The organism is Thermus altitudinis (genome assembly GCF_022760835.1).
Classification (GTDB): domain Bacteria; phylum Deinococcota; class Deinococci; order Deinococcales; family Thermaceae; genus Thermus; species Thermus altitudinis.
Genome location: NZ_JAKTNQ010000036.1, coordinates 1 through 18,365, shown reverse-complemented (window position 1 = coordinate 18,365; position 18,365 = coordinate 1). Strand labels below are relative to the sequence as shown.

General features: G+C 66.0%; 19 protein-coding genes. 16 read left to right on the top strand and 3 right to left on the bottom strand.

Annotation, left to right across the window (positions count from 1 at the left end):
* The first annotated feature begins 107 nt into the window (after nucleotides 1-107).
* From L0D16_RS10880 to L0D16_RS10835, 10 genes are all read left to right on the top strand, one after another.
* On the top strand, nucleotides 108-629 hold the full coding sequence (locus L0D16_RS10880) for a GNAT family N-acetyltransferase (RefSeq protein WP_114312964.1): 522 nt from the start codon (nucleotides 108-110) through the stop codon (nucleotides 627-629).
* A gap of 1 nt (nucleotide 630) precedes the next feature.
* Entirely contained in the window at nucleotides 631-1,521 is an 891-nt protein-coding gene (locus tag L0D16_RS10875) for a 2-hydroxyacid dehydrogenase (RefSeq protein ID WP_243031922.1), read from the top strand.
* Nucleotides 1,521-1,742, top strand: coding sequence for a hypothetical protein (locus L0D16_RS10870; RefSeq protein ID WP_243031921.1), 222 nt, complete (start codon nucleotides 1,521-1,523; stop codon nucleotides 1,740-1,742). The genes L0D16_RS10875 and L0D16_RS10870 overlap by 1 nt, the downstream gene beginning before the upstream one ends.
* Nucleotides 1,743-1,804: 62 nt before the next feature.
* Nucleotides 1,805-2,827, top strand: a complete 1,023-nt coding sequence (locus tag L0D16_RS10865) for a 1,9-bis(guanidino)-5-aza-nonane synthase (RefSeq protein WP_243029085.1) — start codon at nucleotides 1,805-1,807, stop codon at nucleotides 2,825-2,827.
* A 90-nt stretch (nucleotides 2,828-2,917) separates the two neighbouring features.
* Complete coding sequence (locus L0D16_RS10860) at nucleotides 2,918-5,683, top strand: tetratricopeptide repeat protein (protein WP_243031920.1); 2,766 nt, start codon at nucleotides 2,918-2,920, stop codon at nucleotides 5,681-5,683.
* A gap of 5 nt (nucleotides 5,684-5,688) precedes the next feature.
* On the top strand, nucleotides 5,689-6,507 hold the full coding sequence (locus L0D16_RS10855) for a menaquinone biosynthesis family protein (RefSeq protein WP_243031919.1): 819 nt from the start codon (nucleotides 5,689-5,691) through the stop codon (nucleotides 6,505-6,507).
* Between the two features lie 9 nt (nucleotides 6,508-6,516).
* Nucleotides 6,517-7,143 carry a Crp/Fnr family transcriptional regulator gene (locus L0D16_RS10850; RefSeq protein WP_243031918.1) on the top strand — a complete coding sequence of 209 codons (627 nt, stop codon included), beginning with the start codon at nucleotides 6,517-6,519 and terminating at the stop codon, nucleotides 7,141-7,143.
* A 10-nt stretch (nucleotides 7,144-7,153) separates the two neighbouring features.
* Nucleotides 7,154-8,608 carry a bacillithiol biosynthesis cysteine-adding enzyme BshC gene (gene bshC, locus L0D16_RS10845; protein ID WP_243031917.1) on the top strand — a complete coding sequence of 485 codons (1,455 nt, stop codon included), beginning with the start codon at nucleotides 7,154-7,156 and terminating at the stop codon, nucleotides 8,606-8,608.
* Between the two features lie 27 nt (nucleotides 8,609-8,635).
* Nucleotides 8,636-9,727 carry a SpoIID/LytB domain-containing protein gene (locus L0D16_RS10840; RefSeq protein ID WP_243031916.1) on the top strand — a complete coding sequence of 364 codons (1,092 nt, stop codon included), beginning with the start codon at nucleotides 8,636-8,638 and terminating at the stop codon, nucleotides 9,725-9,727.
* A gap of 6 nt (nucleotides 9,728-9,733) precedes the next feature.
* Nucleotides 9,734-10,180, top strand: coding sequence for a methylated-DNA--[protein]-cysteine S-methyltransferase (locus tag L0D16_RS10835; protein WP_243031915.1), 447 nt, complete (start codon nucleotides 9,734-9,736; stop codon nucleotides 10,178-10,180).
* On the opposite strand, the gene L0D16_RS10830 is transcribed toward L0D16_RS10835, so the two are convergent.
* The gene (locus L0D16_RS10830; RefSeq protein ID WP_243031914.1) at nucleotides 10,177-11,604 is read right to left on the bottom strand and encodes a glycoside hydrolase family 13 protein; all 1,428 of its coding nucleotides are present in this window, start codon (nucleotides 11,602-11,604) and stop codon (nucleotides 10,177-10,179) included. The two genes, L0D16_RS10835 and L0D16_RS10830, sit on opposite strands and share 4 nt — an antisense overlap.
* Before the next feature lie 92 nt (nucleotides 11,605-11,696).
* Here L0D16_RS10830 and gmk point away from each other — a divergent pair, with 92 nt between their 5' ends.
* The 5 genes from gmk to L0D16_RS10805 are packed head-to-tail and all read left to right on the top strand — an operon-like array spanning nucleotide 11,697 to nucleotide 14,968.
* Nucleotides 11,697-12,359, top strand: coding sequence for a guanylate kinase (gmk, locus tag L0D16_RS10825; RefSeq protein WP_243031913.1), 663 nt, complete (start codon nucleotides 11,697-11,699; stop codon nucleotides 12,357-12,359).
* A complete protein-coding gene (gene rpoZ, locus L0D16_RS10820) occupies nucleotides 12,340-12,639 on the top strand; it encodes a DNA-directed RNA polymerase subunit omega (protein ID WP_243031912.1) in 300 nt (99 codons plus the stop codon). Before gmk ends, rpoZ begins: the two co-directional genes overlap by 20 nt.
* A complete protein-coding gene (coaBC, locus tag L0D16_RS10815) occupies nucleotides 12,640-13,830 on the top strand; it encodes a bifunctional phosphopantothenoylcysteine decarboxylase/phosphopantothenate--cysteine ligase CoaBC (RefSeq protein ID WP_243031911.1) in 1,191 nt (396 codons plus the stop codon).
* Nucleotides 13,831-13,840: 10 nt separating this feature from the next.
* Entirely contained in the window at nucleotides 13,841-14,329 is a 489-nt protein-coding gene (argR, locus tag L0D16_RS10810; protein ID WP_243031910.1) for an arginine repressor, read from the top strand.
* Between the two features lie 27 nt (nucleotides 14,330-14,356).
* A complete protein-coding gene (locus L0D16_RS10805) occupies nucleotides 14,357-14,968 on the top strand; it encodes a MarC family protein (protein WP_243031909.1) in 612 nt (203 codons plus the stop codon).
* On the opposite strand, the gene L0D16_RS10800 is transcribed toward L0D16_RS10805, so the two are convergent.
* On the bottom strand, nucleotides 14,952-16,145 hold the full coding sequence (locus L0D16_RS10800) for a GGDEF domain-containing protein (RefSeq protein ID WP_243031908.1): 1,194 nt from the start codon (nucleotides 16,143-16,145) through the stop codon (nucleotides 14,952-14,954). The genes L0D16_RS10805 and L0D16_RS10800 overlap by 17 nt on opposite strands.
* Nucleotides 16,142-17,746, bottom strand: coding sequence for a DNA repair protein RecN (locus L0D16_RS10795; RefSeq protein ID WP_243031907.1), 1,605 nt, complete (start codon nucleotides 17,744-17,746; stop codon nucleotides 16,142-16,144). Before L0D16_RS10795 ends, L0D16_RS10800 begins: the two co-directional genes overlap by 4 nt.
* 479 nt (nucleotides 17,747-18,225) lie before the next feature.
* Here L0D16_RS10795 and L0D16_RS12640 point away from each other — a divergent pair.
* Nucleotides 18,226-18,365 (top strand): helix-turn-helix domain-containing protein (locus tag L0D16_RS12640; protein WP_423247868.1); only part of this gene is annotated, 140 nt, incomplete at its 3' end.

The following is an 18,365-nucleotide window of genomic DNA, read 5'->3' as shown; positions in this document are numbered from 1 at the left end:
GGCAGTAAACATCTTGGCTAAGGCTCGGACGGAGCCTTCAGAGGTGGGAATAAACCCGCCTCTGAGAAGCCCCGCTCTTTAGAGCGGGGGGTCGTCACGCTATTTGTGTGGACTGGCCCCAGTACGGCCGCGTGACCCTGAAGCCCTTCAGCGCAGGGCTTACCGAGGAGGAGTGGAAGGGGCTTTACGAAACCTTTCGCGACCCTGAGGTGGCGGAGTGGAACGGTTCCAGCCCCTTGCGCTCCCCCTTTTGGCTTTTCAAGCGCTTCGTCCTGGCGGAGATGCGCCGCAAGGACCGTATGGCCTTCGTCATCTTGGACGAAAAGGGGGAGTACTTGGGCACCCTCGAGCTTTACGATCTCACCCCGGAGGAGGCCACCTTGGGCATCCTCATCGGGCGGAAGGACCGCTGGGGCCAAGGCTACGGTACCGAGGCGGTGCGGGCGGCCTTGGCCTATGCCTTTGGGCCCCTGGGCCTAAAACGGGTGAAGCTCCGCACCTTCGCCCACAACCAAAGGGCCCGGCGGGCCTTTGAGAAGGCTGGCTTCCGCCAGGTGGGCCTGGGCCCGGGGCCTAAAGGGCAGGAGGATGTCTATATGGAGGTGTGCCGTGATGGGCCGGAAGGCTAGCGTGGTCCTGTTGACTCCCAGACTTAGGGAGGAGGTCTTCGCCCTCTTACCCGAGGGGGTGGAGGTGCGCCATCTGGATGAGCCCTGGCCGGAGACCGCCGACTTCTTCCTGCCCCCCTTTGGCCAGGAGGAGGTGGTGCGGCAGGTGCTGGAAAGGGTGGAGGTGAAGGTGGTCCAGACCCTTTCCGCCGGGGTGGACTGGATCCTGCCCCTCCTGCCCAAAGAGGTGGTGCTTTGCGATGGCTCGGGCATCCACGACGTTCCCGTGGCCGAATGGGTGGGGATGAGCCTTTTGGCCCTCCTCAAGGACCTGCCGGCCTTTTTCCGGGCCCAAGGGGAGGGGCGCTGGGCCCCCAGGGTGCTTCCGGACCTCGAGGGCCAGCGGGTCCTCCTCTTGGGCTATGGTTCCATCGGCAAGGCGGTGGAGGAGCGGCTTAGGCCCTTTGGGGTGGAGGTGCTTCCCGTGGCCAAGCACGCCCGCCCTGGGGTTTACACCCCCCAGGACCTCCCCTACCTCCTGCCCCAGGTGGATGCGGTGGTAGTCCTCCTTCCCCTTACCCCTGAAACCCGGGGGCTGGTGGACCGGGAGTTCCTCTCCCGGATGAAGCCAGGGGCCCTCTTGGTGAACGCGGGCCGGGGGCCGGTGGTGGACACGGAGGCCCTTTTAGCCGCCTTAGAGGAGGGAAGGGTTCGGGCGGCTTTGGACGTCACCGACCCCGAGCCCTTACCGCCCGACCACCCCCTTTGGCGGGCCCCGGGGGTCCTCATCACCCCCCACGTGGCCGGGCTTTCCCAAGGGTTCCACCGCCGGGCGGCCCGGTTTTTGGCGGACCAGGTGGGGCGGTATCTGCGGGGGGAGCCTTTGAGGAATGTGGTTTTGGAGGGGTATTGATGCAGGTGATTCTTCACGGGGATTTAAGGCGCTTTGGGGAGGTCCTGGAGGTGGAGGCCAAGACGCCCAAGGAGGCCCTGGAGAAGCTTTCCATTCCCCTGGAGGAGGTTTGGCTTTTGGCGGTGGGGGAGAAGGCGGTGGGGCTGGAGGAGGAGGTGGAAGGCCCCTTGGAGGTCTACCCCCCCATCGCTGGGGGTGGTATACTGGAAGTCCTGCCCTAAAGGCAGGGGGCGCGAACAAGGGGGGAGCCGCCCGACGCCCACCCCGCGTAGAAAGGAGCATGATGGAGAAGAAGGAACTCCTCTCTACGCCCGTGGTCCCCATGGACATCAAGGCCTTTGACGCCGGGCCCATCCTCGAGGCCATGGGCAAGACCGCCTTCCAGGCGAGAAACCTCCACCGGGCGGCGGAGATCTACCTGCGCATGCTGGAGGACGACGCCGCCGTCATCCTTACCCTGGCGGGGAGCCTGGTGTCTGCGGGGCAAGGCCTCATCATCCACGACCTCATAAGGAAGGGCCTGGTGGACGCCATCGTGGCCACCGGGGCCAACATCGTGGACCAGGACTTCTTTGAGGCCCTGGGCCACCGGCATTACCAGGGGGACCCCAAGGCCGACGACGAAACCCTAAGGCGCCTTTGGATTGACCGCATCTACGACACCTACATTGACGAGGAAGAGCTCCGCCACACCGACTACACCATCGCCGAGATCGCCGATTCCCTGGAGCCTAGGCCCTACTCCAGCCGGGAGTTCATCTGGCACATGGGCCGCTACCTGGTGGAAAGGGGCCTGGGGGAAGGGAGCATCGTGCGGGCCGCCTACGAGGAGGGGGTGCCCATCTTCGTCCCCGCCTTCTCCGACTCCTCCGCCGGCTTCGGCCTGGTCTACCACCAGGTGAAAAACCCCAAGGCCCACGTGACCATTGACTCCGTGGCCGACTTCCGCGAGCTTACGGAGATCAAGCTGAAAGCCGGCACCACCGGCTTGGTGATGCTGGGGGGTGGGGTGCCCAAGAACTTCGCCCAGGACATCGTGGTGGCCGCGGAGGTTCTGGGCCACCAGGTGGAGATGCACAAGTACGCCATCCAGATCACCGTGGCCGATGAGCGGGACGGGGGGCTTTCCGGTTCCACCCTTTCCGAGGCGCAAAGCTGGGGTAAGGTGGACGCCGCCCTTTCCCAGATGGTCTTCGCCGAGGCCACCTTGGCCTTTCCCCTTCTGGCCTCCTACGTGTGGCACCGGGCCCCCATGCGGGCCAAAAGGCGCTACGCCGAGCTCTTTACCGCCCGGGTGCCTGCTTAGTCTAGGCTAAAGCTTCCCCCGCCTGGGGTTATGCCTGGGCGGGGGGTTTAGCTGGACCAACCTCCCTTCCCTTTGGTAAACTTCCGGCAAATGCCCGATGAGCTAAGGCTTTACCTGAAGGAGCGGTTCGGCGTTTTGGGGCCGGTTTCCCCGGGGCGCTTTGAGGCCGAGCTGGCCAAAAGGGTGGGAAGCCCCGCCAAGCGGGAGCCCCTCCTCAAGGCCTGGCGGGCCTACCTTTCCGGAGGTGGGAAGGAGGCGGTGCGAAGTTTTTACCGGGAAATCCTCAAGGTGCCCAAGGGGGAGGCCCTGGTCTACGGCATGCACCTTCCCTTTTTGGAGTTCTATGCCAAGGAGGTGCCCTCGAGGCTGGAAGGAAGGGTGCTGGAGGTGGGGGCTTTCACCGGGGCCTTGGTGGGGTATCTGAAGGGGAGACGCCCGGAACTCTCCTTTGTGGCCTTGGACGGGGTGGAGGAGGTGGTGGAAGTGGGGAGGAAGCGGGTGCCGGAGGTGGCCTGGTATGCCGCCTGGGCGGAGGAGGCGGAGCTTCCCCCCTTTGACACCCTGCTTCTCCTTTCCGTGTTCCCCGAGGGCTTTGTGGACCAGGAGCTGGAAAGCCGCCTCGAGGCCCCCGCCTTCTGGAAACGCTTTGATTTCTTTGCCCGCCTGTCCCTCTTCGCCCGGCTTCTCAAGCCCGGGGGGCTTCTCGTCTACGGCCACGGCCCTTTTTTGGGCAAGAGCCCGGAAGGGGTGGAGGAGGGGCTAAGGCACCTGGGGTTTTACGGGGTGGAGCGGGTGGGGGAAGGGGAGTACTTCCTGGTGCTGGCGAGGAGGCCGGAGCTTTTGGAGGAGGCCTGGCTCCAGGAGGAGGTTCCCTTGGAGTTGGAAAAGCCGACCCAGGTTCCCGTTTTGGCCCAGGTGGAGGATCTTGCCGAGGTGCGGGCGCTTTTGGAGGCGGGGCGGTATGCCGAGGTCCTGGCCCGCCTGGCGGAGGGGGTGGAAGGGGAGGCCGCCTTCTTGAGGGGGCGGGCCCTTTTTGCCCTTTCCCGGTACGCGGAGGCGGAGGAGGCCTTGAGGCGGGCCCTTTCCGAGGAGGCGGAGGACCTTAGGGCCATGGCCCTGGTGGAGCTCGGGGAGTACGAGAGGGCCAGGCCCCGCCTCGAGGCCCTGGCGGGAAGAGGCGGCCGGTACCGCATTTACCTGGGCCGGGTCTACCTGAGCCTGGGCCGGTATGCGGACGCCTTGAGGCAGTTTGTGGAATCGGGCCTGCCCGAGGCGGAGGGGTATGTGCGGGAGGCCTTGGAAAGGATCACCGAGCGCATGCGCCGCTTTGCCCGGGAAGGGGAGTGGGCGGAGGTAAGCCGCCGGGCGGAGTTCGTGGAGGACCTCTCCCCAGGCCTCCTGACCCGGGAGATGCTCCGGCTTGGCCTTAGGGCGGCCCTGATCCAGGGGCTTTTTGCCCGGGCGGAGCGGTACGCCCGGAGGCTTGCCGACCTGGACGAGGCCCAGGGCTTTTTGGGGCTGGCCCTGGTGGCCCTAAGGGTGCGTTCGCCCCTCGAGGTGCGGCCCCTGGACGACCTCAAGTCCGTGGAACCCTACCTCACGGAGGCCTTGGCCCGGGCGGAGATCTCCGAGGCCCTCCTCCTTCTGGGCATGCTCCGCGAGCGGGAAGGACGCTACCTGGAGGCCCTGCGCCTTTTGGAGCGGGCGGCGGAGCGGGGGGAAGGGGAGGTGGCGGGCCTGGCCTACCACCACCTGGCCCAGGTGAAGCGGGCCCTTAGGCGGCCCCTTAAGGAGGTCCTGGGGGACCACAAGCGGGCCCATGCCCTACGGGCCTACCCCGCCCCCTACCTCTTCAGCCTGGCCCAAGAGGCCCTCAAGGGGGGCGAGGAGGTCCTGGCCCGGGAGCTCCTTTCCCGGGCCCGGGATGCGGGGCTAAGCGAGGTGGCCGAGGCGGACCTCCTGGGGCTACTGGCCCTTTTGGAGAGGCTGGAGGGGCCCTGGGCGGCCTTTAACCTCCTCTACCAGGCCTTGGGCCGCACCCCCAGGCCTCCCCTGGAGCTTTTGGCCCTGGGCTACCGCCTTTCCCGCGCCTTTCGGGAAAGCCCCGAGGCCAGCGAGGTGCGGGGGCAGTACCTGGCGGCTTTGTATGGGGAAGGGCGGGCGGGGGAGGTGGAGGCCCTGCTCTTGGAAGAGCTTAGGGCCCACCCCCAGGCCCTGGAGGTGCTCTTTGACCTGGCGGAACACCACGAGGCCCAGGGCAACTGGGGAAAGGCGGCGGAGTACTGGCAAAAGGCCTTGGAGGTGGTCCTATACCGGGAAAAGGACCTGGAGCTTTCCCGGGAGGTCCTGAGGAACCTCCTATTCCTGAGGCCCCACGACGAAAGCCTATCCCTCTATTTGGAGGAGCTTAGGGCGGTGGCCCGGGGCCTTAAGGCCTTGGGGGAAAGCCCCGAGGCCCTGCCGGAAACCAAGGAGGAGCTCCTCCAGGAGGGTATTCCCCAGTTCCACGGGGAGCACCTTTTGGTGGTGGGCGGGCATACGCAGCTTAGGAGCCGGCTGGTTCCCCTCCTCGAGGCCCGGGGCCTTAAGGTGGATTGGTTTGATGCCGACACGGCCGGGGTAGGAAAAGAGGCCTTAAGGCGCATCCAAAACCGCCTGGAAAAGGCCCATGGTCTTATGATCGTGTCCAGCTACGTGGGGCACGACTTCTCCGAGCCCGTGCGCCTCGAGGCGGAACGCCTGGGGGTGCCGGTCCATGTGATCCCCGGGCGGGCCCGGGGGACCACGGGGTTCCTTAGGGCCCTTAAGGCCTTTGCCCCCGAGCTCTTTAAAAAAGCCCTTAAAGGGGTACAGTAAGGCCTATGGGCGCCTTAGAGCTGGGATACTCCCCCTGCCCCAACGACACCTTCATCTTCTACGCCCTGACTCACGGGCTTGTAGAGAGCCCCTTGCCGGTAAGGGCGGTCTTGGAGGATGTGGAAACCCTAAACCGCTGGGCCTTTGAGGGCAGGCTTCCCCTGACCAAGCTCTCCTATGCCGCTTATGGCCGGGTGCGGGAGCGGTACGTGGCCCTAAGGAGCGGGGGGGCCCTGGGAAGAGGGGTAGGCCCCTTGGTGGTGGCCCGAAAACCCCTAAAGGGCCTAAGGGGGGCCAGGGTGGCCATCCCGGGGCAGAACACCACCGCCTTTTTGCTCCTTTCCCTGTATGCGGAAGGGTTTGAGCCGGTGGAGGTGCGCTACGACCGGATTCTCCCCTTGGTGGCCCAAGGGGAGGTGGAGGCGGGGCTCATCATCCACGAAAGCCGCTTCACCTATCCCCAGTACGGGCTGGCGAAGCTGGTAGACCTGGGGGAATGGTGGGAGGGGGAGACGGGCCTGCCCCTTCCCCTGGGGGCCATCCTGGCCCGGCGGGACCTGGGGGAGGACCTGATACGCTCCCTGGACGAAGCGGTGCGGCGGAGCCTGGAATACGCCTGGGCCCACCCTGAGGAAACCCTTCCCTACCTGAAGGCCCACGCCCAGGAGCTCTCCGAGGAGGTCATCTGGGCCCATGTGCGGACCTACGTGAACGAGTTCAGCCGGGAGGTGGGGGAGGAAGGGGAAAAGGCCGTGGCCCGGCTTTTTGCCGAGGCCGAGGCCCGGGGGCTTTTGCCTGCCTCCAAGGCCCCCCTCTTTTTGTAGACTTGGGGCATGTTCCAGGAGCTTTCCCTCGAGGCCCGGCGGGAGGCGGCCAGGATCTTCCAACCCAAAAGGGCCTTGCGGGGCACCCCCCTCTACGCCTTAGGGGACCGGGCGGACGGGGTGTACCTGGTGCGGGAAGGGCTTATCTGGCTGGAAGGGCCCCGCTCGGCGGAAGGGGAGCCCGCCACCTTGGGGGTGGTGGGGCCCGGGGGGCTTTTTGGGGAAGAGGCTTTGGTGGGGGGGAGGAAGCGCACGTCGGGGGCCACCGCCTTAACCTACGCCGAGTTCCTCTTCGCCCCCCAGGAAGCCCTGGCCTCCTTGCGGGCGCGCTTTCCCGAGGTAGAGCGCTTCCTCCTGGAGGCCCTGTATGCCCGGCTGAAGGAGGCGGAGGAACGGCTTTGGCAGCTGCACCACCTCTCCGTGAGCCAGCGCCTGGCCCGGCTTCTCCTAAGGTTGGGCGCAAAGGGGGAGGTGGCCCTTTCCCACCAGGACCTGGCCCGCATGGTGGGGGCCACCCGGGAGACCGTGACCAAGCTCCTGGGGGAGTGGGCCCTTTCGGGCCTGGTGGACCTGGGTTACCGCCGGGTGGAGGTCCGGGAACCCCAGGCCCTTGCCCGCCTTGCCGAACCCCTATAGGCTTGGAGGCATGGAGATCCAGGCCTTGGCCCACCTCCTGGGCTTGCCCCAAGGGGAGGAGGCGCTCAGGGAGCGTTTGGGCCGGAGGGGCCATCCCCATCTTCGCCCAGCCCTGGAAGCCTACCTAAAGCGCCTCCAGGCGCCGCCGGAGGTCTTTGCGGCCCTGGAGGGTCTGGGGAGGGGGGCCGTGGTCACGGGCCAGCAAGCGGGGCTCCTTGGGGGGCCGGCCCTCACCTTCTATAAGGCCCATACCGCCTTGGGACTGGCGGAGAAGGTGGGAGCGGCTGCCCTTTTCTGGGTAGCCTCCCAGGACCACGATGTGGAGGAGGTGCGCCACCTCCACCTCCTGGTGGAGGAGGAGGTGCGCACCCTTTCCCTGCCCCTGCCGTCCCTGCCCCCAGGGCGCCTTTCCCTGGCCCCTTACCGGAAGGCCCTGGTGGAGTTTTTGGGGCCTTGGGCCCGGGATTCCCGGGTGGCCTACGCTCTGGAGGGACCCACCCTTTCGGAGTTCTTCGCCCGTACCCTTTTGGCCTTCCTGGGCCCCCGGGGCCTCATCCCCTTTGACCCCATGGCCGAGGAGCTTGCGCCCCTCTTTCGGGAAGCCTTGGAAAGGGAGCTGGAAGACCCTACCGCAAGCGCCCAGGCCATCAACCAGGAAGCGGAGCGCATCCGCACCCTAGGGGGGAAGCCGCCTTTGCGGCGTAAGCCAGGGGCCACCAACCTGTTTCTAGAAACCGACGGGCGCAGGCTTCTCTTTTACGAGGCCGGGACCTTTACCGACGGGGTACGCCGCTACAGTAAGAAGGAGCTTTTGGAGCTTCTTTGGGCGGATCCCAGCCGCCTCACCCCGGCCGCAGGGCTCAGGCCGGTGTTCCAGGACCTGGTGTTGCCCACAGCGGGCTTCGTGGTGGGACCCAACGAGTTTCGCTATGTGGCGGAGCTTTCCCGGGTTTACGCCCTCTATGGCGTACCTATGCCCGCCCTCTTCCTCCGCCTAAGGGCCCTGGTGTTGGAGCCTCCCCTTGGGCGCATCCTGAAGAGGTACCGGCTGGACCCCTGGGCCTTTGTGGAAAGGGGGGAGGAGGCCTTTTTGGATGCGGTGAGGGGGGTGCTGGAGGAGTTTAGGGAGTTGGAGGCGGAGCTTTTGCGCCTTGTGGAGGAGGTGGAGGCCTTGGGCGAAAGGGCCAGGGCCTTGGAGCCCACCTTGCAGAGGCCCTTCCGCCGGTATGGGGCACGCCTAAGGGGGGAAGGGGAAAGGCTTTTGAAGAAGCTCCTTCGCACCCGCATGGCCCGGGATGCCGTCCTCCTCCACCACTTGGAACGCCTAAAGCGGCACCTTCTTCCCCGGGGCTTGCCTCAGGAGCGGGTCTATCCCTTTGCCATGTACGCCCTACGCCACCTCGAGGCCCTTTCCCGGCTCCAAGAAGCGCCTCTTCAGGGCAAGGCCACCTTGGTCTTGGGCTAAGTTCCTGGTGTAGGATGGGGGCAAGGTATGGTGCAGGGGTTAAAGGGCATCCTGGTATGGGTCTTGCTGGCCCCCTTCCTGGCCCAAGCCCAGGAGGTTAAAGGGGAGGCCTCGGCGGGGCCTACCCTCAGGGTTCTGCTCCAGGAAATAGCGGAGGGAAGGGAGGTTTCCCTCTTCCTACCCGAAGTCCAGGGGGTGGTGCGGGTCCGGAGCCTGCCCCAGGGGGTCTGGGTAGAGGGCAGGGTCCAGCCCCTTTGGGAGTTTCCTGGACCCTATTTCCGTCTGGAAGGGCGGTCTTACCGGGGTGGGGTGCGCCTTTTGGCCCAAGGGGGAAGGCTTTTGGTGGTGAACCTGGTGCCTTTGGAGGATTACCTTTTGGGAGTCCTTCCCGCCGAGATGCCCGAAAGCTTTCCCCTGGAGGCCCTCAAGGCCCAGGCGGTGGTGGCCCGGACCTTCGCCGTAAACCGCTTGAATCCCCGGGCCTCGTATGACCTCTGCGCCAGCGAGAACTGCCAGGTCTACCTGGGGATCCCAGCGGAGAAGGCCAGGCATACGGAGGCGGTGCGGGCTACCTGGGGCAAGGTGTTGAGCTACCAGGGGCAGGCTATTTCTGCCCTTTACCATGCGGATTCCGGGGGCATGACCGCAGGGAGCGAGGAGGTTTTTCAAAGGGCCCTTCCCTATCTGCGGCCGCGGCCTGACCCTTACGCCCGGGGTCCGAGGAGCCAGTGGCAGCTTACCGTGAGCCCGAAGAAGGCGGAAGGGGTGCTGCGGGCCATGGGGTACCTCCCCAGGTCGGAGGAGCCGCCCTTGGTCCTGGAAAGGAGCCCCTCGGGCCGGGTGTGGCGGCTTAGGCTTCTCGGGGTAGAGGTAGGGGGTCCTGAGGCCCAGCGGCTGGTGCGCAACCTGGGCCTGCCCTCGGCTTTGGTGGAGTTTAAGGGTTGGGAGGCTTTGGGCCGGGGGGCAGGGCATGGGGTGGGCCTTTCCCAGTGGGGGGCCAAGGGCATGGCGGAGGCGGGGTATGGCTACCGGGAGATCCTGGGGTACTACTTCTCCGGCACCTTCCTTTCGGACCTACTGCTGGGTGGACCTGGGGGGCTCCCCTGGGCTTCCCGCTAAGGCGCCATGTGGATTCCTACCCCCATCGGTGGCCTGTGGCTCCAGGTGGGCCCTCAGGGGGTGCGGGTTCTGGAGCCGGCCCTTTTCCCCCGGGGGCTCGAGGCTCGAGGGCCTTTGGCGGAAGCGGTGCGGGAGAGGGTTTTGGCCTACTTCGCTGGGGCAAGGCCGGACTTTCTGGATATCCCCCTGGATTATGAGGGTCTTTCCCTCATGCGGGTAGCCCTTTACGAACGGGTGCGCCTGATCCCCTATGGGCGCACGGAGAGCTACGGCAGCCTGGCCCGGGAGCTTGGCCTATCCCCCAGGGCGGTGGGGGCGGGGCTGCGGGCCTCGCCCTTTTTCCTCCTGGTGCCCGCCCACCGGGTGATCCACGCCGATGGGCGGCTGGGGGGGTTTGCCGGGCAGGAGGGGCTTAAGGCCTGGCTTCTGCGCTTTGAGGGCGTCTGGCCCTAGACCTCCACCCAGACGGCCAAGGAAAAGGGGGGTAGCTCAGGTCCGCAAAGCCTTCCGCCCGTGGGGATGCAGAAGCTACCCGAGAGCAGGTCCACGGCCTGGGCGCCTCGAGGCAAGGCCCCATGCAGGGGAAAGTCCTGGCGGAAGGGCTCGGGGGTGGCGTTCACCACCACCAGGTAGGGGCCCCGGGTGAAGGCCAGGTGCCCATCCACGGCGTAGACCCGCCCATAGGGAGCGTTGCGGAGCTCGGGGTGTTCTTGGCGCAGGCGGGCCAGGCGCCGCACGGTTTCCCAGATCTCGGTCTTCCAGCGGGACCTTTCCCAGACCATGCCCCCCCGGTTCTCCGGGTCGTGGCCCCCTTCCATGCCCACCTCCTCTCCGTAGTAGACCGTGGGATTCCCGGGCAGGAGGAAGAGGAGGGCGAGGGCCAGCCGAGCCCTCTCCACACTCCCCTTGAGGAGGCTAAGGAGGCGGGGGGTGTCGTGGGAGGTGAGGAGGTTCATCTGGGCCCGCACCACCTCCGGGCGGTAGCGGCTGAACAGGCTTTCTAGGCGGTGGCTGAAGGCCAGGGCCTGCAAGAGCTCTATCCGCCCCAGGCCCGAGCGGGCGGCAAGCTCCTGGTCCAGGACCTCCCCTCCCACGAAGCCCAGGAGGGCCCGGCTTAGGGGATAGTTCATGGTGGCGTCAAACATGTCCCCTTGGAGCCAAAAGTCGGCCTCTTCCCAGATCTCGCCCACGATGTAGGCCTCGGGGTTGGCCCCTTTTACCCGGCGGCGGAAGGCCCGCCAGAACTCGGGGTCTCGGATCTCGTTGGGCACATCCAGGCGCCAGCCATCGGCCCCGAAGCGAATCCAGTACTCCGCTACGTCCAGGAGGTACTCCCGCACCGCTGGGGTTTCCACCCGGAGCTTGGGAAGCTCGGGGTTACCCCACCAGGCCTCGTAGTTGGGGTGGCGGCCATAGGCGTTAAGGGGAAACCCCTTTACGTAATACCAGTCCCGATAAGGGCTCGCCTCCCCGTTTTCCAAAAGGTGCTGGAAGGCGAAAAACCCCCTTCCCGTGTGGTTGAAAACCCCGTCCAGGATGACCCGTATGCCGTGGGCGTGGGCCACCTCCAGGAGGTGGCGGAAGGCGGCGTTACCTCCCAGGACCGGGTCCACCTGGTAATAGTCCACGGTGTGGTAACGGTGGTTGGCGGTGGAGGCGAAGATGGGGTTCAGGTAAAGGGCCTCCACCCCCAGGTCCTTCAGGTAAGGGATTTTCTCGGCGATACCCCAGAGGGTGCCTCCCTTGAATCCCCGTAGGGTGGGGAAAGCCTCCCAGGGCTCAAAGGGCCCCGTGGGGGCGGGTTTGCCGGGGGGGCCGGCCCGGAAGTAACGGTCAGGAAAGATCTGATAGAAGAAAGCGCCCTCGTACCAGGCCACGGGCCCAAGTGTACCACCTGCCAAAGGTGCTTGGATCACAAAAATCCTTGCCCCTGGCCCTGGCCTTCTGGTATCCTCCCGGGGTGAGGGGTATGGGTGGCCGCCTTTTCGTCATGACCGGGGCCAGCGGGGTGGGCAAGGGTACGGTGCGGGCCAAGGTGCTGGAACGCACCCGCCTCTTCTACTCCATCTCCATGACCACCCGTCCCCCTCGCCCGGGGGAACGGGACGGGGTGGACTACTACTTCGTGGATAGGGCCAGCTTTGAGGCCCTGTTGCAGGAGGATGGATTTTTGGAGTATGCCGAGTACGTGGGTCACCTCTACGGCACCCCAAGGGCCCCGGTGGAGCGGGCCTTGGCCCGGGGGGAGGATGTCCTCTTGGAGATTGAGGTGCAGGGGGCCCTGCAGGTGCGCGAGAAGATGCCCGAAGCGGTTCTCATCTTCCTCCTGCCCCCCTCCCTCTCGGAGCTAAAGCGGCGCCTGGTCTACCGGGGCAAGGATAGCCCCGATAAGATTGAGAAGCGGCTGAAGCAGGCGGAGTGGGAGATCCAAAACGCCCACCTCTTTGACTACGTGGTGGTGAACGAGGTGCTGGAGGAGGCGGTGGCCGATTTCCTGGCCATCCTTACCGCGGAGAGGCGGCGCACTCCCAGGATGGGCGCCGCCTTGGAGAGGGCCTTGAGGCGGGATCAGGACCTGGAAGCAGAGCTGGAGGAGATTTTGCGGAGGAGTTATGGCGGAACCCGGGATTGACAAGCTTTTTGGCATGGTGGATTCCAAGTACCGGCTCACCGTGGTGGTGGCCAAACGGGCAGAGCAGCTTCTGCGCCACCGCTTTAAGAACACGGTTCTGGAGCCGGAGGAGAGGCCCAAGATGCGGACCCTCGAGGGCCTTTTTGACGACCCCAACCCCGTCACCTGGGCCATGAAGGAGCTTTTCACGGGGAGGCTGATCTTCGGGGAGAACCTGGTGCCCGAGGACCGCCTGCAGAGGGAGATGGAGAAGCTTTACCCGGTGGAAGAGGAGGAGTAGGTGGCCCGGGTCCTGGTGGCGGTGACGGGGGGGGTGGCAGCCATCAAGGCCCCCCACCTCCTCCGCCTCCTCAGGGCCCAGGGACACCAGGTGCGGGTCCTGGCTACCCCCAGGGCCCTGGAGTTCGTCACCCCTCTTTCCCTGGCGGTGGCCGCCGGGGGGGAGGTGGCCACGGAGGAGGCCTGGTTCCGGCCCGATGGCCGGGCCCTACACCTAGAGCTGGCCCGCTGGGCCGATGTGGTCCTGGTGGCTCCGGCCACCGCGGACGCCATGGCCAAGGCCGCCTTGGGTCTGGCGGATGACCTCCTTTCCGCCACCCTCTTGGCGGGGGCCAAGAGGGTGGCCTGGGCCCCGGCCATGAACGAGGCCATGTGGCTTGCCCCCAAGACCCAGGAGCATGCGAGGAGCCTCGAGGCCCTAGGCCATGCCCTTTTTGGTCCCGGGTACGGCCCCTTGGCGGCGGTGGGGGAGGGGGAGGGCTGGGGAAGGATGCTGGAGCCGGAGGAGCTTTTGGAGAGGCTTCAGGCCTTCCTTACCCCCAAGGACCTTAAGGGCTTGAGGCTTCTGGTGTCTGCCGGCCCCACCCGGGAGTACCTGGACCCGGTGCGCTTTCTTTCCAACCCCTCCTCGGGCCGTATGGGCTATGCCGTGGCCGAAGCTGCCCGGGACCGTGGGGCGGAGGTGGTCCTGGTCTCCGGGCCCACCGCCTTGCCCGCTCCCTGGGGCGTGGAGAGGGTGGAGGTGGAAAGCGCCTTGGAGATGCGCCAGGCCATCCTAGAACGCTACCCTTGGGCCCAAGCGGTGGTGATGGCGGCGGCGGTGGCCGACTACCGCCCGGCGGAGGTGAGCCAGGAGAAGGAGCCCAAGGTGGCGGCGGAGAAGATCGTCCGCCTCCTTCCCAACCCCGACATCCTTAAAGAGCTTGGGGAGAACAAGGGGCATAGGGTCCTGGTGGGCTTTGCCATGGAGACCGGGGAAGGCCTGGAGCGGGCCAGGGAAAAGCTTCAGCGCAAGAACCTGGACCTCATCGTCCTCAACTGGGTTAACCGGGAGGGCGTGGGTTTTGGCAGCGTGGAGAACGAGGTGGTGCTTATCCTCCGGGATGGCCGGGTGCTGGAGCTTCCCCGTATGAAAAAGCGGCAGGTGGCGGACCGTATACTGGATTTGGTCAAAGAGTTTTGGAAAGATTAAAGGGGTGGTTATGGGGAACAAGGCGGAGCGGCACCGCGCCATTCAGGAGATCGTGAGCCGGGAGGAGATCGGCACGCAGAAGGAGCTGGTGGAACGCCTGCGGCAGCTGGGTTTTGCGGTGACCCAGGCCACGGTGAGCCGGGACATCGCCGAGCTGAGGTTGGCCCGGGTTTCCCTGGGCAAGGGGCGGCACAAGTACGCCCTGCCTTCCGTGGAGCTCCCCGAGGACGTGTATGAGGAGCTGAAACGGCAGTTTGGCCTTTTCGTCAAGGACGTGGACCGGGGAGGGAATATCCTGGTGGTGAAGACCGCAGAAGGCCACGCCTCGGGTATTGCCCTTTTGCTGGACCGCCTTAAGCGGGACGAGATCGTGGGCACCCTGGCGGGGGAGGACACCATCCTGGTGGTGGCCCGCACCGAGGAGGGGGCTAAGGCCTTGGAGCAGGAGTTCGGGGAGCTATTGGTAGCGGGGAAGGGTTGGTCCCAGGCCCCAAGATAGCCCCGCTGACCCAGGTTTTCCCCCAGCGTGCTGGAACTTTTTCTAAAGTCCTTTCTTACCCTATTCGTGGTGCTGGACCCGGTGGGGCTGGTGCCGGTTTTCCTGGCCCTGGCCGGGGACCGCCCCCCGAGGAAGCAGGCCCAGATCGCCAGGAAGGCGGTGTTGGTGGCGGGGGGGCTTCTGGTTTCCTTCTTCTTCTTTGGCCGAGGGCTTTTGGGTTATTTGGGGATCAGCCTCGAGGCCCTGCGCATCGCTGGGGGCATCCTCCTTTTCCGCATCGCCACCGAGATGGTGTTTGCCCACCACGAGCGGGAAACGGAGGAGGAGAAAGACGAGGCCCGCCTCCGGACGGATATCTCCGTCTTTCCCCTGGCCATCCCTTTGATCGCGGGTCCCGGAGCCTTGGCCAGCGTCCTCATCCTGGCCGCAGAGGCCCGGAAGGAGCCCCTGGGTTACCTTGTGGTCCTTTTCACGGTATTTCTGGTCCTGGCCCTGGCCTACCTTTTCCTTCGGCTTGCCGCCCAGGTGCGCCGGGCCCTGGGGCGCACGGGGGTGAACGTGGTCACCCGGGTCTTGGGGATTCTCCTGGCGGCCTTGGCGGTGCAGTACGTGGCCGACGGGGTCAAGGCCCTTTTTTAGCCCGCTTGGCCAGGTACATGCGCCGGTCCGCCTCCTCGAGGAGGCTTCCCAGATCCTCCCGATCCGCTACCAGGCCGCCCGCGGCCACGGAATAGGGGAGGTTTTCCTGGAGGCGGGCGATGAGAAGAGGGATTTCCTCCCCCTTTAGGCCCAGGTGGAGGCTCACAAACTCATCCCCCCCGATGCGGAAGGCCAGGTCCTGGCGGCGGGAAAGGTTTCTTAGGGCCTGGGCCAGGCTCCTTAGGGCCTGGTCCCCGGCGGCGTGCCCTTCCTGGTCGTTGAGGGCCTTAAGGCCGTTCAGGTCCCAATAGATCAGGGCCAGGGGTTCCCCCAGGGTGCGGGCCTCTTGGATTAGCTGGGAAAAGGCCTCTTCTAGAGCTCGGCGGTTTCCCAGGCCCGTAAGGGGGTCGGTGCGGGCGGCCTCTTGCAAGGCCTGGCGCTCCTTAAGGGCCTTGAGGAGGAGGGCAGCCTCTAGGGCAAAGGCCTGGGCCAGTTCCAGGGAAAGGGGGCTGAAGGCCTCGGGGTCCGAGAAGCTATCCAGGTTCATGGTGGCCAACACCTCCCCCTCCAGAACGATGGGCAGGCCCAGGGTGGCCTGAATCTCCAAAAGGCGGCCGTGCTCAAAGAAGAGAGGGCGGGCCTCCATGGTGCTCAGGCTGGAAAGGTACCGCACCTCCTCCCCCTTCAGCACCCGGGGGCGGCCCCTTTGCCAGTTGTCCACCCCCAGGCCGTACCAGAAGAGCTCCTCCTGGAGGGAGGTGCGGGCCATGAGAAGGCGTTCGCTGAAGCCTTCCTGGGCCACCAGGTGGAAGAACCCCCTTTCCCTGAGGAGAATGCTTCCCGCCTCGGCTCCCGGCACCACCGCCACCGCTTCGCGGATCAGGTCCTTAAGAAGGCCTTCCGGCTCCTCGTGTTGCATGAGCCCCTTCAGCACCTGGAGGAGGCTTTGGTAGGCCTTGGCCCGCACGGCCAGATGGCTGACCTCGAGGAGAAGCAGGTAGGTGCCTTCGCAAGCGGGCAGGCGCACCACCTGGTAGGCCTTTGCCCCCACCTCCAGGATCTCCCCTTGGGGGAGGGGAAGGCCTTCGGCCAGGGGGTTGCGCACCACCTCCTGTTCCTGGGAGCCCGGTTTCTGCCGGACAAGATAGACGGGGTAGGGGGCCTCGAGGGGATTCACTCCTGCGCCTCCACCCAACCTTGGCTAGGCTGGCCGCTTCCTTCCAGAAGAAGGCGGGCGTGGGCCAAGGCGGCCTCGGTGTACTGGCCGGAGAGGAGGCGGGCCAGTTCCCGTATCCGCTTTTCCCCTTCCAGCACCTCCACCCGTACCTCCTCTCCCGCCTTCGCCACCCTAAGGTGCCTTGCCGCCCGGGCGGCGATCTGGGGCAGGTGGGTGACCACCAGGACCTGCCGGACCTGGCCCAGGCGGGCCAGCCTTTCCGCCACCTTCCAGGCGGTCTCCCCGCCTATGCCGGCGTCCACCTCGTCCAAGACCACCGTGGGGGCCTCGGCCCCGGTGAGGAGGGCGAGGGCCAGGGCGATGCGGGAGAGCTCCCCCCCGCTGGCTGCGGAAAGGGGAGCGGGGGGGAGGTGGGGGTTGGCGGAGAAGCGGAACAGGACCTCTTCCAGGCCCAGGGGTCCGGGTTCGGGGAGGGGCTTTAGCTCCACCTGGAAGCGGGCTTTGGGAAAACCCAGGGTGGGAAGCTCCGCCGCCATCTCCTTTTCCAGCCGCCTTGCCGCCTCGAGGCGGGCTTGGGAAAGGCGCTCTCCGGCCTTGAAGAGGGCCTCCGAGGCCATCGCCAAAGCCCTTTCCAGCTCCAAAAGCCGCTCTTCTCCTCCCTCCAGGGCTTTCAGCTCCTCCTGGGCCCTTTCCCCGTAGCGCAGGACCTCCTCCAAGGTGGGCCCGTACTTGCGCTTGAGCCTTTCCAAAAGGCTCAGGCGTTCCTCCAGCCGAGCCAGACGGCTGGGGTCTCCTTCCAGGCTTTCCAGGTAGTCCTCCAGCTCCCGGGCCACGGCCCGGCCTCCTTCCAGGGCCACCTCCAGGTCCCGGGCTAGGGCCTCCAGGGCTGGGTCAAAGCGGCTTCCCGCCCTCAGCTCCCGCAGGGCAGCCTGCAGAAGATCCAGGGCGCCCCCCTCCGCCAGGAGGGCGTAGGCTTTTCCTGAGCGCTCCCTTAGGGCTTCCAGATGGCGAAGCCGTTGCGCCTCGGCCTCCAGCTCCTGGTCCTCGCCGGGCCTGGGGTTGGCCTCCTGGATCTCCTTGAGCTGGAAGCGCAGGAGGTCCTCCCGCTCCGCTTTGACCTTCAAGGCCTCCTCCAGGGCTCGTTTTTCCGCCAGGAGGGCCTGGTGTTTCCTGTAAGCCTCCCCGTAGGCCTCCAGGAGGTCTGGGGGCAGAAGGGCATCCAGAAGCTCCCGCTGCCGCTTGGGGGAGAGGAGGGCCATGGCGGTGTGCTGGGCGTGAAGGGAGAGCCATCGTTCCCCTTCCTCTTGCAGCTCTTTGAGGCTTACCACCTCCCCGTCAATCCGCGGGGTGGAGCGGCCTCCGATGCGGCGGGAAAGGATGCGCTCCTCGCCCTCACCTTGGAAGAAGGCGGTCACCAGGAGGCTATCGCCAAAAGGCCCCAAGAGCCCTTCGGTCCTGGCCCCAAGGAGGAGGGCCAAGGCGTCCACCAGTAGGCTTTTCCCCGCTCCGGTTTCCCCGGTGAGGACGTTCAGCCCAGGGCCCAGCTCCAAGGTAGCCTCGCGGATCACGGCGAGGTTGCGCACCTCGAGGCGTTTCAGCATCCCCTTCATTCTACGTCCTTGGCGGGATGGGCCTTGGCCCGAAGTGCCCAATGGCTGGTCCTTTAGTACCAGGGTGGGGAGGGGGAGGTTGGCAGAAGAAGCCGGGGGCCTTGGGGCCACCGGGACCCCAGTCCCCTGCAGAGCTCCTCCCCCCCATTGGGGCGTTGGGGGAGCAGGTGCGAGGGACTTTCCGTTCCTGCGCCCACCCCCTTTGGCGTAAAACCTACCCAGGTATGGGATGGCGGGCATGCGGGATCCCCTGGTTCACGGCGATTGCGGTGTGGGTTGCCGGCCAGTAGGGCAAGGGGACTATCCCAAGGACCAAGCCCTTGGGGGCCAGCGGGGCGGGGGAGGCGCGGCCCCCCACTCCGGACCTAGGGCCTTTAGAGAAAGGGGGGTGTGGGGGGCTATAATCCCCCGGTTCTGAAACCGGGGATACATGGACCCCCCCACAATGTGCTACATTAGAAGCAAATGAAATGGTCCAGCGGTGCCTGCCCACCCTGGACCCGGCACCACCTGAATGGAAGGTGAAGCACATTCAGGATAGTATCTACAAGAAGGCTTTCAAGTACCGCCTCTACCCCACTAAACCCCAAAAGCGAGACCTAGAAAAGAT